Source organism: Aeromonas sp. R10-1 (assembly GCF_040908465.1).
GTDB classification, from domain to species: Bacteria; Pseudomonadota; Gammaproteobacteria; order Enterobacterales; family Aeromonadaceae; genus Aeromonas; species Aeromonas caviae.
Genome location: NZ_JBFODT010000011.1, coordinates 23,214 through 37,920 on the forward strand (window position 1 = coordinate 23,214; position 14,707 = coordinate 37,920).

Here is a 14,707-nt window from a genome sequence, read left to right on the forward strand (position 1 = left end):
AGAGGATTTCCCATGGAGACGTTTCTGCTCGAAGGTCACCCCTTCGTTGCCTTGTGTGACCTGATCAAGCATCAGGGTTGGGCCGATTGTGGCGGTGCCGCCAAGGCGCTGGTCGCCGAGGGCCTGGTGGAAGTGGACGGTCAGGTCGAGACCCGCAAACGCTGCAAGATAGTCGCCGAGCAGGTGGTCAACTTCAACGGCATGAAGGTCGTGGTGAAGGAAGGCGTCAGCCCCGAGATCCTCTGATCCTGACGCCCTGCCACGCAAGCGCTACCCAGCACAGTGGCCGAGCAGGTGGTCAACTTCAACGGCATGAAGGTGGTCGTGAAAGAAGGCGTCAGTCCCGAGATCCTCTGATCCCGGCTTGAACAAGGGCGCCAAGCGCCCTCTGGCCTTCAGCTGGCCTTGATGGAGAGGGTCAGCACGAAGCGGGCCATGGCCTCGTCGCCGTTGCGAGACGGGCAGGTGGCCACCACCTGGATGGGGCGGTTGATGCGCTGGCCGCTCGCCAGGGACTCGTCGATCATGGCGTCGATAAGCTCCCCCGCCGCGCAATCAAACTGCACGTCCCCCTCCGGGCGCTTCAAAAACTCCCCCTGCACATCCTTGAAGGCAAAATGCACCTTCTTGCGCCGCGCCCGCCCCTTCTCCATGACCAGGAGCCCTCCCACCAGATCGGCACCGGTGGCGAGCGCCCCGAAATACATGCTGCCCAGGTGGTTGCGGGTGCGCCAGCCCAGCGGAATGCGGATGCGCAGCGCCCTGGCGTCCATCTGCTCGATGACGGGGGCACAGAAACCAATGACAGGAATGTAGCGCCAGGCGAACAGACGCAGGGCGAGGTTGGCTTTGAGGCGTTGCAGGTCCATTGCAAACTGATCCGATGAGTGAATGTGACGCAAATGTTGCCAGCCTGCTTCCCGATAGACAAGCCTCCCGTGCCATCCCTGTGAGCGGGCCCCCAAAGGGTATTTGCAAAATTCATGCAATGGCCAGGTTCTATTTGTCTGGCAAATGATAAAACCGGCCTTTCGTGACCCCGGGTCGCCCCCTCTCTTTCCCTTTTCCGATTTTTTTCAAGGTCCCGCCCCGGATGACGGGACCATGACAGCCATATCCGAATGAAACACAACGAGAAATACTCCCCGTCAGGGGGCTAGCCCAGGATCCCGCCCCCGCCACTGGGATTATTCGCAGTAACCAAACCCCCTCTCCCTCGCTAGGCTGTTGCTGGCCCGGAAGTAGCCACTCGGCACCGGGTCAACCCGTCTACCAATCTCACCATAAGGATAGAGAGATGAGTCACGTGCAACAGTTGTTCAACGGGGGCGAGAGCGCCGGTACTTTCCAGCTCAACTTCAACAACAACCGTGCCTACGAGCTGTTTGGCCGGGAGTACCTCAAGTGCTATGCCAACCTCAGTGCCAAGGGGAAGATGAGCAAGCCACTGCCCACCGGGCCGCTGAGCTACACCGTCGACTTCGCCATGGATTGCGGCTGCAGTTCGGTGCTGTTTGACTTCAACCTCGCCTACAAGAAGACCTTCGGCAACCAGTTGCAGGCCCCCCTGTGGCGCGAGTCGGACTACGAGGCCGAGCTGGTGCTCTGCCAGCTGGTGCGCGAGGCACCGGCCAACCGCCTGAGCAACCATGATCAGTTCGCCGAGGCCGAGGCCTTCTTCAACGACGTCAATCTGCCCGACACCGTCCGGGCGGTGGGCAATGATCCCTATGCCGACAAGGACGGCCTGGTGGAGTTCATCGTGGCCAACGAGCTGCTGGACGATCCCGCCGTCATGGCCAAGCTGGCGGAACAGAAGGCCTATCTCATCGCCATCACCTCCGTGGTCACCGCCTACATCAACCGTTACGCCGAAGCCTATGGCGAGCAGTACAAGACGGACGCGGATCTCTGGGCCAGGGCCCTCTCCAAGATCCCCCTGATGGGGCCGAGCAAGATCGATCAGCAGAGCTACAGCCGCCACATCAAGGGGCTCAGCATCGCCACCGACTTCATCAACTTCATCATGGACGTGGTGGTGAGCCAGGGCACCACGGCGCTGGCCAGCTTCAACAAGTTCCTGCAAAAGCAGGGGGATGCCATCCGCTTCGGGGTGGAGAACAACAAGGACTTCTACAAGACCATCACGGTGGGGGTCACGGTGGAAGTGTTCAAGGTGGGCAACGAGCTGGTCTATGTGCCGAAGATCAAGCAGTACCGCGTCAACTTCGACCGCCAGAACAGCAAGTTCACCTCCGCCTGTGCCAGCGCCGAGTTCGTCGACATCTACTTCAACTACCTCTATGCCGCCAACGTGTTCGACTACGAGGCCCTCAAGGACCCCGAGATCAAGCGCGACTTCGACAACTTCATCCAGAAGCAGCGCAAGGCACAAATTGAAGAAGCGGATACCTTCTTCAACGATGACTTCCCGCCCCTGGAGCCCAAGCTGGTCAGCCGCAGCAAGGCCACGGTGTAACCCCGCCAGTCAAAAAAACAGCCGGCAGATGCCGGCTGTTTTTTTTAGGTGGGCCTCAGGCCCGTTTCTCTTCAAGCCAGGCCCCCTGGCTCTGCATCTCGAACAGTTGGGCATAATGCCCCCCCAGCGCCATCAGCTCGCCGTGAGTACCGCGCTCGCTCACCCACCCGCGGGAGAGCAGCAGGATTTCATCGGCATCCACAATGGTGGAGAGACGGTGGGCGATGGCGATGGTGGTGCGGCCACGGCGCGCCGCCGAGAGCGCCTGGGAGAGGGCGAGCTCGGTCTGGGAGTCCACGCTCGCGGTCGCCTCGTCCAGGATGAGGATGCGCGGATCCCCCACCAGGGCGCGGGCAAAGGAGAGCAGCTGGCGCTGGCCGGCGGAGAGGTTCTTGCCCCCCTCCTCCATCAGGGTGGCCAGGCCATCGGGCAGGCGGCGCACGAAATCGGCTAGCTGCACCTCCTCCAGAGCCTGCCAGAGCCGCCCATCCTCGATGCCGTCACGCCCAAGGCGCAGGTTCTCGGCCAGGGTGCCGACGAAGATGAAAGGATCCTGCTGCACCAGACCGATGCTGCGGCGCACCGCCGAGAGAGCCAACTCGCTCATGGGGTGATCATCGAAGTGGATGCTCCCCCGATCAAGGGGGTAGAAGCCCATCAGCAGGCTGATGATGGTGGACTTGCCGCTGCCGGTGTGGCCCACCAGCGCCAGCATCTGGCCCGGCCGGGTGGCAAAGCTCACATCTTGCAGCACCTGCTGCTCCCCGTCGTAGGAGAAGCCCACCCCGTCGAAGCGTACCCGTCCCTCCAGGGAGCGCACCTCCCCGTCGGTGCTCTCGCGGGTTTCATCGAGCAGGGCGAACACCCGCTCCCCCGCCACCATGGCCTGCTGCAACTGGTTGAGCTGGTTGGTCATCTCGATGAGGGGCTCGATCATCCGCCCCAGATAGCTGATGAAGGCGTAAAGCACCCCCACCTGGATGGCCCCCGCCGTGCTCAGCCCCTCGTGGGCAAACAGGGCCAGCAGACCGATGAGCACCATCATGTAGAAGAGATCGATGAGGGGGCGCAGCAGGATGCCGTTGATCTTGAGGCTCTTGATCCGCGCCTGCCAGTGCTGCTGGTTCACCCCCGCAAAGGCGTTGGCGAAGTGGCGCTCCTGCACCATGGCCTGGATCACCGGCATCCCCTGCAACGACTCGTTGAGACGGCTGTTGATGTCGGAGAGCAAGGATCGGGTCGCCCGCACCACGGGCACGCTCAGTTTCTGGTAGAGCCACATCACGGCTCCCACCGCCGGCAGCAGGGTGGCGCACACCAGCATCAGGCGCAAGTCCAGCAGCACCATGGAGAGCAGAATGCCGCACAGGAGCACCACTTTTTGCACCAGGAGCCCTATCACCTGGACATAGAGGTTCATGATCGCCTCGGTGTCGTTGGTGATGCGGGAGATGAGGGAGCCCGAGCGGTGCTTGTCGAAATAGCGGGCAGGCAGGCGGATGGCGGTGGCGAACACCTGCTCGCGCAGGCGCTGCACCACCGCCTGGGCGATGCGGTTGAAGCGCAGGGATTGCAGATAGAAGCCGGCCGCCGACAACACCTGCAACCCCAGATAACCGGCGGCAAGGGCGGCAATGATGCCCCACTCCAGCCGGCGCGGCGCCAGGTAGTCATCGATGAAGAGCTTGATGAGCAAGGGGCCCGCCACCTCGGCGCCGGTGGCGAGCAGCAGGCAGATGCCCGCCTGCACCAGCCAGCGGGGGTAGCTGGCGCAGTAGGCGAGCAGCCGTTTGATGGTTGGATTCACAGACTTGCCTCCTGCGCAACGTTCCACGGGAATTGACTCTCTTTGCTCCCCTCTCTGCTCGCGGAAGCCGGGCGGGGGGTGAAGGAAACCAGGGGTCTTGTCATCCTGTTCACAGGCTCTCCTCCACGTCCTGCTCCAGGCGCTGGTAGCGGACCATGTCCGCGTACCAGCCGTTCCTGGCCATCAGGGTCTCATGACGGCCCCGCTCGCTGATCGCTCCCTGCTCCAGCACCAGGATCTCGTCCGCCTGCTCCACCGCCGTCATGCGGTGGCTCACCAGCACCAGGGTGCGCTTGTGGACCTTGAGGGCCAACAGGATCTGCTGCTCGGTGTGGGCATCCACCGCCGAGAGGGCGTCATCCAGCACCAGGATAGGGGCATCCAGCAGCAGGGCGCGGGCGATGGCCAGACGCTGCTTCTGACCGCCGGAGAGGGTCACCCCCTTCTCCCCCACCTCGGTTTCATACCCTTTGGGGAAGCGACTGATGTCGTCGTGCACGCAGGCGATGCGCGCCACCCGCTCAATCTCCTCCCGGCTCGCCTCGGGGCGGCCCAGGGCGATGTTGGCCGCGATGGTGGTGGAGAACAGAAACGGCTCCTGGGGCACATAGGCAAACTGGCTGCGCAGTTCACCCAGCGACAGTTGCGAGATGGGCACCTCCCCCATGCGGATCTCCCCGGCCGTGGGGTTGGCCAGGCGCATCAGCAGCTTGAGCAGGGAGCTCTTGCCTGCCCCGGTGCGTCCCACTATCCCCAGCATGGCGCCAGCCTGCAGGGTGACATCCACCCCCTGCAACAGGGTGCGCTGCTCCAGCCGGTAGCCCAGCCCCTGCACCCGCAGGGGAAAGGCCGAAGCCAGCGCCACGGGATGGGCCGGCTCCTCGATGTCGCTGCGCTCCCCCAGCAGGCTTTCGATGCGCGAGTAAGCGGCGCTGCCCCGCTCGATGATGTTGAACAGCCAGGCGATGGCGAACATGGGCCAGATGAGCTGGCCGAGGTACATGGTGAAGCTGGTGAGCTCCCCCAGAGTCAGCTTGTCTTGCAGCACCAGGGCGCTGCCCCCTGCGACCGCCAGAAAATAGGAGCAGCCGATGCACAGGTAAATCACGGGGTCGAACTTGGCGTCGATGCGGGCCACCGCCATGTTGCGCTCCCCCGCCTGACGGGTCAGCTCGGCAAAGCCCTCGTCCTCCAGGGATTCGACCGCGTAGGATTTGAGCACCCGCACCCCGGAGAGGGCCTCCTGGGTCTTGTTGTTGAGGCGGGAGAAGGCCCCCTGAGCCGCCTTGAACTCCTTGTAGATCTGGGTCCCGAAGCGGTTCATGAAGAAAGCCATCACCGGCAGGGGCAGCAGGGAGAGCAGGGTCAGCTGCCAGGAGTACTGGCTGCACATGATGGAGAGCACCAGGATGCCGACGATGAAGGAGTCCACCAGAGTCAGCACCCCTTCCCCTGCGGTCATCTCCACCGCCTGGATGTCGTTGGTGGCGTGGGCCATCAGATCACCGGTGCGGTGGCGCTGGTAGAAATCCGGGCTCATGCGGGTGAAGTGGCTGAACAGCCGGTTGCGCAGCACGTAGGCGAGCCGGTAGGAGGCACCGAACAGCATGACCCGCCACACATAGCGCAGCAGGTAGATAAGCAGTCCCAGGCCAAAAAGCCCCGCCAGATAGCCGGTCAGGGTGCCGCTGTCCAGGTCACCCTTGGCGATGCCATCCACCACCCAGCCCACCACCTTGGGGGGGATCACGGTCAACAGGGCCACCAGCATCAGCAGGGAGATGGCCACCAGATAACGCCGCCACTGATCCTTGAAAAACCAGCCAAGCCGCAAAAATACGCTCACAGAGAAGTCCTTGGTCGCGGCGCGCTGCCGCGTGATCGTGAAGAGAAGCTCAATACAATCGCCCCCTGGCGGGGGCGAACGAGTGGGTCATCATAGCCTGAAGCGGGTGACTTGAGAACGATTGCTATCTTGCCCTCCCTCAGAGCCGCTTGTCGGGGGGCGAAAACGGGAAGGCGACCGACTCCTGCTGCTCCCCGGTGAGCAGGAAGTGGGAGACCTCCTCCCGGGTCTGGGTAAAGACCTGCTGCAACTGGTTGAGCTCCCCCTCGCTCAGCTCCTCCTGCAGCCGCAGCCGCCACTCCAGTTCCCCGGCCAGCAGTTGCAGGCGGGAAGCGGAGATGTTGGCCGAGACCCCCTTCAGGGTATGCAGCAAGCGGCACGCCACTTCGGGCTGCTGGCGACGCAGGGCGGTGCGGATGTCCCACAGATCGTCCTTGTGCTCGGAGAGGAACAGCTTGAAGAGGATCTGCAGCGCCTCCCTGTCATGCTCCAGCCGGCGCAGGGCATCCTCCAGATCCAGCACGCCCATGAGGGCCGGCGGCTTGACCTCGATGGGCACCTTGGGCTCCCCGCCGCTGCTCTTCACCCATTGCAGCAGGTTGTTGTAGAGATCGAGCTTGCTCACCGGCTTGGTGACATAGCCGTTCATGCCGACGCCAAGGCAGCGCTCCCTGTCCCCCGGCATGGCGCTGGCGGTGAGGGCGATGATGGGCACATCGTGCTTGTCCACCATCTTGCGGATCTGGCGGGTGGCATCCAGCCCGTCCAGCACCGGCATCTGCAGATCCATCAGGATCACGTCAAACGGCTGCTCCGCCACCTGCTCCACCGCCTCGCGGCCGTTGTCCACCACGGTAACCTTGGCCTCCACCCGGCGCAGGTACTCCAGAATGAGCTGCTGGTTGACCCGGTTGTCCTCGGCCAGCAGCACCCGGGTACCGCGCAGCAGCTCCCGGAACTGCTGCTGATCCCCCTGGGCCTCCGCCTGGCGGACCTTGCAGTCATGGGAGCTGCCGTTGAGCAGTTCGTCCACCTTGGCCAGCAAGGCGTTTTCGGTCATGGGTTTGGCCAGGAAATGGGTCAGTCCCATGCTCTCCATCCGCCCGTGCAGCCCCTCCCTGGACCAGGCGCTGGTCATCAGGACAGGCAGGCGCCGCCACTGGCTGTGCTGGTACATCTCGAGGGCCAAGTCCAGGCCATCCTCCTGACCCATGCGCCAGTCGAGGATGGCGAGGCGGATGTGATGCCCCTCTTCCCGCAGCACCTGACGGGCGCGGGAGAGGCTGTTGACCGTGATGACGGACGCCCCCGCCCGCCCCAGGATGTCCTTGGCCAGTTCCAGCACCAGCTCATTGTCATCCATCATCAGGATCAGGGGCTGGTGATCGAAGAAGACCCGGCGCCCCGAGACCCCGTACACCGCCTGGGAGATGGGGATCTCGAACAGGAAGGTGGAGCCCACCCCGGGTTTGCTCTGCACGGTGATCTCCCCGCCCATCAGTCCCACCAGGCGCTGGGAGATGTTGAGGCCAAGCCCGGAGCCGCCATATTTGCGGGTATTGCCCGCCTCCAGCTGGGTAAAGGGCTGGAACAGCTGGGCCTGCTTCTCCGGGGCGATGCCGATGCCGGTATCCCGCACGCTGAAACAGACCCGCATGGGATGCTGGCTGGTGAGGGTGATGGCCACCTCCACCTCGCCCCGCTCGGTGAACTTGATGGCATTGTTCACCAGGTTGACCAGTACCTGACCGAGGCGCAGCGGATCCCCGCGCAGAAAGTCGGGCACGGCGGGAGACTTGTTGATGATGACCTCGATGTGCTTGCGCTCCGCCAGATCCGCGAACATGGCGGCGAGGGAGTCGAGCTGCTCGCTGAGATCGAAGTCGATCTCCTCCAGGGTCAACTTGCCGGACTCCACCTTGGTGAGATCCAGAATGTCGTTGATGAGCAGCAGCAAGGTGTCCGACGAGGATTTGATCTTGTTGAGATAATCCCGCTGCTGGGGATCCAGACTGGTTTGCAGTGCCAGGGCGCTGAAGCCGATGATGGCATTCATGGGGGTGCGGATCTCGTGGCTCATGTTGGCCAGAAAGTCGCTCTTGGCCTGGGCCAGCAGCGCGGCATGGCGAGAGAGCTCGCTCAGCTTCTGGTTGCGACGCCACAGGGTCGCGGCCACCAGCGAGAAGCAGAGCAGCGCCCCCCCCAGCACCATCAGGTAGAAGCGGCTCTTGAGGGAGGAGGCCCGCTCCAGCTTGCTCTGCTTCCAGGCGGGCAGCGAGCTCAGCCCCTTCATCTCCACCACCTGATTGCGCAGGCGATGGTACTCCATCACCTGCTGATTGAACTCCTGGCCCAGCCGGACGAGGGCCGCGACCCTCGGCTGCTCGCCATAGCGGTCAAGCAGGTGCTGCTGGAGTTGCAACAGTTGCCGCTGCTCGTTCTGATCCCAGCTGCGTCTGAGGTAGTGGTGCAGGCGCATGAGTTCGGTTAGGTCGCGGTACTGCGCTTCACCGACCGGCAGGGTGCCTTGCAACGCCTTGAGCTGGCCCTGGAAGCGGGGAGCCAGATACTCGATGGTCATCTCCATGGTGTAGAGCCTGGCGAGATCCAGCAGATAACCGTCGATGTCCCGCTGCAACGCCTGGGAGCCGGGGTCGTCCACCGACTCCGGATCCTCGTGCACCAGCCTGACGAACCTGTCCAGGTGACTGGAAAGCAGGCTCAGGCGCTGCTGTACGCTGCCATCGCTGGCCTTCTCGCGCCCCAGCAGATAGACGGTATCGGTATTGACCCGATTGAGCACCATCTCAGCCGCCACGCTCAAATCGAAGGCACGCTGCTGCTGGCTGAGCAACTGCCAGCAATAGGCAGAAAAGCCCACCAGCGATACGATGATAAGGCCAAAGACAACACGATTGGCCCGTGCAACACTCTTCATCCCGTCTCGATTCTCATGTCATGGTCGGCCATCCGGTGACATCAGGTCACGGCCGGAGGCCAACTGTGAAAAACCACTGAGTGCTATGTTACCGTTAGTCAGCGCTTTGATTGCAATAAAGATGTTGCCGGGCCATGAAATAAGGAAGCAATTATGTCACTTGTCACCACCTATTGTAGCCAATGCTTTACCCGCAACCGCCTGCCTGTCGAAAAAGCAGACTCAAACGCGAAGTGCGGCCGCTGCCGTCACGCCCTCTTCGAACAAACCCCGGTGGCGGGGCGTCAGGCCAGCTTCGATGCCCTGATCCAGTCCGACATCCCGGTGGTGGTGGACTTTTGGGCAAGCTGGTGTGGCCCCTGCCTGCAGTTTGCCCCCGTCTTTCAGGAGGTCGCCCGGGAGCTTGAGCCCCGCCTTCGCTTCGTGAAACTCGACACCGAGCAGGAGGCCGCCATCGCAGGTCGCTATGGCATTCGCAGCATTCCTACCCTGATGGTCTTCCAGCGGGGGGAGATCCTGGCACAGCGCAGCGGCTCCCTGCCCAAGAGCCTGTTCAAGGAGTGGCTGCTCTCCTTCACCTCCCCCGTCAAATGAAAATAAAATGTTTCATTTCTGTTTGATTGAAGATCCATTTTCACTTGACTCTGTGAGTCGCCACATGATTTGACCATATCCCCCTGTTTCAAACAGGGGGATATATGTAACCTCGGCATCACAACAACAACCATAAATTAACCGAGAGAACGTTATGCACACATCGGCTGTACCTCCGACTCCCCCCTCACGCTGGCTGGACATCAAGTCCGGGATCGTCATCCTGGATCTGCTCCTGCTCTGCGCCATGCTGGCATGGCTCCCGTTTGACCCCATGGTCAACAAGGGGCTGGCCATCCTGATCTTCATCGCCATCCTCTGGCTGACCGAGGCGGTGAACATCACCATCACTGCCATCTCCATCCCGGTGCTCGCCACCCTGCTCGGGGTGTTCGACATGAGCAAGTCGCTGACCGACTTTGCCAACCCCGTCCTGTTCCTCTTCTTTGGCGGCTTTGCCCTCGCGGCAGCCCTCTCCAAGCAGGGACTCGACACCCAGATCGCCGGCAAGGTGATGCAGCTCGCCAAGGGACACCTGGGCTGGGCTTCCATCGTGCTCTTCACCATCACGGCCGCCCTCTCCATGTGGATCAGCAACACCGCCACCGCGGCCATGATGATGCCGCTGGCACTCGGCATGCTGAAAGGGCTGGACGTTCACAAGGAGCGCCGCACCCTGGTCTTCGTGCTGCTTGGCGTCGCCTACAGCGCCAGCATCGGTGGCATCGGCACACTGGTGGGCAGCCCCCCCAATGCCATCGCCGCCGCCCAGATGGGCTTGGGCTTCACCGACTGGCTGGAGTTCGGCATCCCCGTGGTGATCATCTTCATGCCGGTAGGCATCGGCCTGCTCTACTGGGTGACCCGTCCCAATCTCTCCCACCAGGTCAGCACCGAGCAGGTCACCATCGAGTGGACAGGTCAGCGCAAAGTGACCCTGGCCATCTTCCTGACCACGGTGCTGCTGTGGATTGGATCCCAGCCTCTTGCCAAGGCGCTGGGCGGCATTCCCCAGTTCGATACCCTGATCGCCATGGGCGCCATCCTGGCCATCGCCGTCAGCCGCGTCGCCAGCTGGGATGACATCAACCAGAACACCGACTGGGGCGTGCTGCTGCTGTTCGGGGGTGGTCTAACCTTGAGCGCCATCCTCAAGCAGACCGGGGCCAACGCCTTCCTGGCGGAGCACCTCTCCAGCGGCCTCTCCTCCATGCCCATCTTCGTGATCCTGCTCTGCCTGGCCGCCTTCGTGGTGTTCCTCACCGAGCTGGTCTCCAACACCGCCACTGCCGCGCTGCTGGTGCCGCTGTTCGCCGGGGTGGCCGAGGCACTAGGGGTCTCCCCCATCGTGGTCTCCGTGCTGATCGCCGTCGGCGCCTCCTGTGCCTTCATGCTGCCGGTGGCCACGCCCCCCAACGCCATCGTCTTCGCCAGCGGCCATATCCAGCAGCGGGAGATGATGCGGGCCGGCCTGGTACTGAATCTGGTGTTCACCGTCATCCTGACCATGCTGGCCTATTTCATGGGGGATATCCTCCACTGAGGTTCGCCCCCTAATGCCCCTCCAAGCCCCGCATCGCCGGGGCTTTTTCTCGCCCCGAAACAACCGTTCTCCCCTACCCGCGACATCACGGCGACATTAACTTGCACTTAAGAAATCGCCTCCATGATGCTGACAACGGCCATCACGCAGCCATGGCTGACGATGGCGATGATCATGGACATCACGACAAAGAGATCACCTCATGGGTAAGACGATGCAGAACTACCGTGAAATCAAGGTATGGGATCCGGTGGTCAGGGGATTTCACTGGGCCACTGTGCTGTTGTGCGTGCTGAATCTCTTCATCCTTGAAGAGGGGGCGCGCAACCACCGCTATGCGGGATATGCGCTGGCCGGACTGCTGGCACTGCGCATCGTATGGGGATTCATCGGCTCCTATCATGCCCGCTTCGCCCAGTGGCTGCCGACACCGGCCGGCGTCATCACCTATCTCAAGGAGACGATCAAGGGGCGCCACCCCTACTATGCCGGTCACAATCCTTTGGGGTCCTTGATGATACTGCTGCTGTTGACCTGCCTTGTCGGCACCGCCGCCAGCGGGATCATGACCGAATACGGGCCGCTCTCCGGCACCCATCGCATGGAAGAGATCCACGAGTTCTTTGCCAAGGGGCTGCAGGTGGCCATCTTCGTCCATGTACTGGCCGTCATCGCCCTGGATCGTCTGGTACGGGGTGATCTCGTCAGGGCGATGATCACCGGCAAGAAACGGGTGCCGGCGGACACCCGGGTGGTCGACAGGCTCTGAGCCTCTCTCAACCCGACAGATGAAAAAAAACCCCGCATCGCGGGGTTTTTCACAGGAGCAGACATCAGCCGACGCTGCAGCTCGTCAGTTTCCAGATCCGGTCTACGTAATCCTGGATGGAGCGGTCGGAGTTGAACTTGCCCATGGTGGCCGAGTTGATGATGGCTTTCTTCGCCCACAGGGCCGGATCCCGGTACCAGGCATCGATCAGCTTGTGCGCCTCGGAGTAGGACTCGAAATCCGCCAGGGTCAGGTAAGGGTCTCCCCCTTCCAGCAAGGAGCGCTTGATGGAGGCCAGCTCCCCCGGGCGACCCGGCGTGAAGTAGTCGGTATCAAACCAGTCCAGCACGGCTTTCAGTTCGGAGTTAGCGTAGTAGAAGTCATACGGGTTGTAGCCGCGCGCCTTCAGGGACTTCACCTCGTCCACATTCAGACCGAAGATGGCGCAGTTCTCGGCACCTGCCTCTTCGGCGATCTCGATGTTGGCTCCATCCAGCGTCCCGATGGTGATGGCACCGTTCAGCGCCATCTTCATGTTGCCGGTACCGGATGCTTCGTAACCTGCGGTGGAGATCTGCTCGGAGACATCCGCCGCCGGGATCAGCTTCTCGGCAAGGCTCACGCGGTAGTTCGGCATGAACACCACTTTCAGCTTGCCCTGAATACGGGCGTCGTTGTTGACCCGCTCCGCCAGCTTGTTGATGGCGTAGATGATGTCCTTGGCCAGCTTGTAGCCGGGCGCCGCCTTGGAGCCGAAGATGAACACCCGCGGATGCATGTCATAGTCCGGGTTCGCCAGCAGGCGACGGTAGAGCGCCATGATATGGATAAGGTTCAGTTGCTGGCGCTTGTACTCATGCAGACGCTTGATCTGGACGTCGAAGATCGCCTCCGCGCTCACGTCGATGCCGGTTTCCGCCTTGATGACCTTGACCAGCTTCTCCTTGTTGTGGCGCTTGATGGTCATGAACTGCTGCTGGAACGCCTTGTCATCGGCAAACTTCACCACGCTGCGCAGCTTGTCCAGTTGCAGCGGCCACTCCTTGCCCACCACCTCGTTGTAGAGTTCGGCCAGTTCCGGGTTGCAGGCCAGCAGCCAGCGACGGGGAGTCACACCGTTAGTGACGTTGCACATCTTCTCTGGCCACAGCTCGGCATACTCGGGGAAGAGATCTTCCTTCACCAGCTTGGAGTGGATCTCGGCCACGCCGTTCACCTTGGAGGAGCCGATGACACACAGGTTGCCCATGCGCACCTTGCGCACGTCACCCTCTTCGATGATGGAGAGCTTGGCCTTGATGGCATCGTTGCCCGGCCACTTGGGCTCCACCAGCTCGTTCAGGAAGCGGGCGTTGATTTCGTAAATGATCTCGAGATGGCGCGGCAGTACCTTCTCGAACAGGCTGACGGACCACTTCTCCAGCGCTTCCGGCAGCAGGGTGTGGTTGGTGTAGGAGAAGACCTGATAGCAGATGCCCCAGGCGGTATCCCAATTCAGCCCCTCTTCGTCCACCAGCACGCGCATCAGCTCGGGGATGGCCACGGTGGGGTGGGTATCGTTGAGCTGGATGGCGATTTGCGCGGCAAAGTTGCTGAAGTCACTGCCATGCACCCGCTTGTAGCGACGCATGATGTCCTTGATGGAGCAGGCGCAGAAGAAGTACTGCTGGATCAGGCGCAGCTCCTTGCCGGCGTCGGTCTCATCGTTCGGGTAGAGCACCTTGGAGATGGTCTCGGCCTGGGCCTTCTCGGCCTGGGAGTCGATATAACCACCGGCGTTGAACACGTCCCAGTCGAAGAACTCGGAGGCACGGGATTCCCACAGACGCAGGATGTTGACGGTGTGACCACCGAAGCCGACCACCGGAATGTCCCAGGGCACCCCTTTGATCTTGCGACCGGCGTGCCACACCTTCTTCAGGCCACCCTTGTCACCAAAGACGGTCTCCACGTAGCCGTAGAGCGGGATCTCCTGCACCGATTCCGGGCGGCAGATCTCCCAGGGGTTGCCATATTCGCGCCAGGAGTCCGGACGCTCGATCTGGCGACCATCCTGGATCTCCTGACGGAACAGGCCGTGCTCGTAGTGGATGCCATAGCCCACCGCCGGGTAGTTCAAGGTGGCCAGGGAATCGATGAAGCAGGCAGCCAGACGACCCAGGCCGCCGTTGCCAAGGGCCATGTCAGGCTCTTGTTCGCAAAGATCGGTCAGTTCCAGACCGAGTTCACCCAGCGCCTCTTCACAGACTTTGTAGAGGGAGAGGTTGTGCAGGTTGTTGGAGGTCAAACGCCCCATCAAAAATTCAGCAGAGAGATAGTGAATCGCACGAGTATCTTTCTTGAAGTGAGTCTGCTGAGTACGGGTCAGGCGCTCGTACACCTGTTCATTGACGGCGGCAGCGGTCGCTTTCCACCAGGCATCCGGAGAGGCTTTCTGTTCGCTTGTACCCAAGGTAGAACGCAGGTGACGCACGATACTCGCCTTGAGCTGATCTTTATCCAGTTGGAGATCCTGGTCTGTCTTCTTCTTGGTAGCCATAAACCATTTTCCTTCGTTACAAATAAAAAATGTCATCCCATCGGGGGGACCGGCGCTGTTGTTATCTCAGAATATGCTCCGGCGGGGGCATACTAGCTAAAGCCAAGGGTTTAAAAGTTAACGTGAGTCACACTTTAACGCATAAAAATGACAGTTTCACCATGAAAACCCTTTCCTTTAGTCCGCCTGAAT

Annotated in this window: 10 protein-coding genes and 1 pseudogene; 6 read left to right on the forward strand and 5 right to left on the reverse strand. The window is 61.7% G+C overall.

Going from position 1 to position 14,707, the window contains the following annotated elements:
- Nucleotides 1-12: 12 nt before the first annotated feature.
- Together ybcJ and AB5Y93_RS04740 are read left to right on the forward strand one after the other, a co-directional pair.
- Nucleotides 13-246, forward strand: a complete 234-nt coding sequence (ybcJ, locus tag AB5Y93_RS04735; protein WP_010674882.1) for a ribosome-associated protein YbcJ — start codon at nt 13-15, stop codon at nt 244-246.
- A gap of 36 nt (nt 247-282) precedes the next feature.
- A pseudogene (locus tag AB5Y93_RS04740) lies at nt 283-357 on the forward strand (ribosome-associated protein); the annotation flags it as partial.
- A 38-nt stretch (nt 358-395) separates the two neighbouring features.
- Here the strand turns inward: AB5Y93_RS04740 and AB5Y93_RS04745 are convergent.
- Entirely contained in the window at nt 396-869 is a 474-nt protein-coding gene (locus AB5Y93_RS04745; protein ID WP_010674883.1) for a DUF4442 domain-containing protein, read from the reverse strand.
- A 428-nt stretch (nt 870-1,297) separates the two neighbouring features.
- On the opposite strand from AB5Y93_RS04745, the gene AB5Y93_RS04750 reads away from it, so the two are divergent.
- Nucleotides 1,298-2,479 carry a hypothetical protein gene (locus AB5Y93_RS04750; protein ID WP_045524570.1) on the forward strand — a complete coding sequence of 394 codons (1,182 nt, stop codon included), beginning with the start codon at nt 1,298-1,300 and terminating at the stop codon, nt 2,477-2,479.
- A gap of 55 nt (nt 2,480-2,534) precedes the next feature.
- Here AB5Y93_RS04750 and AB5Y93_RS04755 read toward each other — a convergent pair whose 3' ends face one another.
- The 3 genes from AB5Y93_RS04755 to AB5Y93_RS04765 all read right to left on the reverse strand — a co-directional run bounded on the left by AB5Y93_RS04755 (nt 2,535) and on the right by AB5Y93_RS04765 (nt 9,070).
- Nucleotides 2,535-4,286: an ABC transporter transmembrane domain-containing protein gene (locus AB5Y93_RS04755; protein ID WP_368228881.1), complete on the reverse strand. Its 1,752-nt coding sequence runs from the start codon at nt 4,284-4,286 to the stop codon at nt 2,535-2,537.
- Nucleotides 4,287-4,395: 109 nt separating this feature from the next.
- Nucleotides 4,396-6,132 (reverse strand): ABC transporter transmembrane domain-containing protein, encoded by a 1,737-nt coding sequence (locus tag AB5Y93_RS04760; RefSeq protein ID WP_041211502.1) that lies wholly within the window; start codon nt 6,130-6,132, stop codon nt 4,396-4,398.
- 139 nt (nt 6,133-6,271) lie between these two features.
- Entirely contained in the window at nt 6,272-9,070 is a 2,799-nt protein-coding gene (locus AB5Y93_RS04765) for a response regulator (RefSeq protein ID WP_368228882.1), read from the reverse strand.
- A gap of 153 nt (nt 9,071-9,223) precedes the next feature.
- On the opposite strand from AB5Y93_RS04765, the gene trxC reads away from it, so the two are divergent.
- The 3 genes from trxC to AB5Y93_RS04780 all read left to right on the forward strand — a co-directional run bounded on the left by trxC (nt 9,224) and on the right by AB5Y93_RS04780 (nt 11,976).
- Nucleotides 9,224-9,664 carry a thioredoxin TrxC gene (trxC, locus tag AB5Y93_RS04770; RefSeq protein ID WP_010674892.1) on the forward strand — a complete coding sequence of 147 codons (441 nt, stop codon included), beginning with the start codon at nt 9,224-9,226 and terminating at the stop codon, nt 9,662-9,664.
- A 154-nt stretch (nt 9,665-9,818) separates the two neighbouring features.
- Entirely contained in the window at nt 9,819-11,207 is a 1,389-nt protein-coding gene (locus AB5Y93_RS04775) for a DASS family sodium-coupled anion symporter (protein WP_010674893.1), read from the forward strand.
- Nucleotides 11,208-11,409: 202 nt separating this feature from the next.
- Nucleotides 11,410-11,976, forward strand: a complete 567-nt coding sequence (locus tag AB5Y93_RS04780; protein ID WP_319893742.1) for a cytochrome b/b6 domain-containing protein — start codon at nt 11,410-11,412, stop codon at nt 11,974-11,976.
- Nucleotides 11,977-12,040: 64 nt separating this feature from the next.
- On the opposite strand, the gene AB5Y93_RS04785 is transcribed toward AB5Y93_RS04780, so the two are convergent.
- Nucleotides 12,041-14,515 carry a glycogen/starch/alpha-glucan phosphorylase gene (locus tag AB5Y93_RS04785; protein ID WP_045524561.1) on the reverse strand — a complete coding sequence of 825 codons (2,475 nt, stop codon included), beginning with the start codon at nt 14,513-14,515 and terminating at the stop codon, nt 12,041-12,043.
- Nucleotides 14,516-14,707 lie beyond the last annotated feature (192 nt).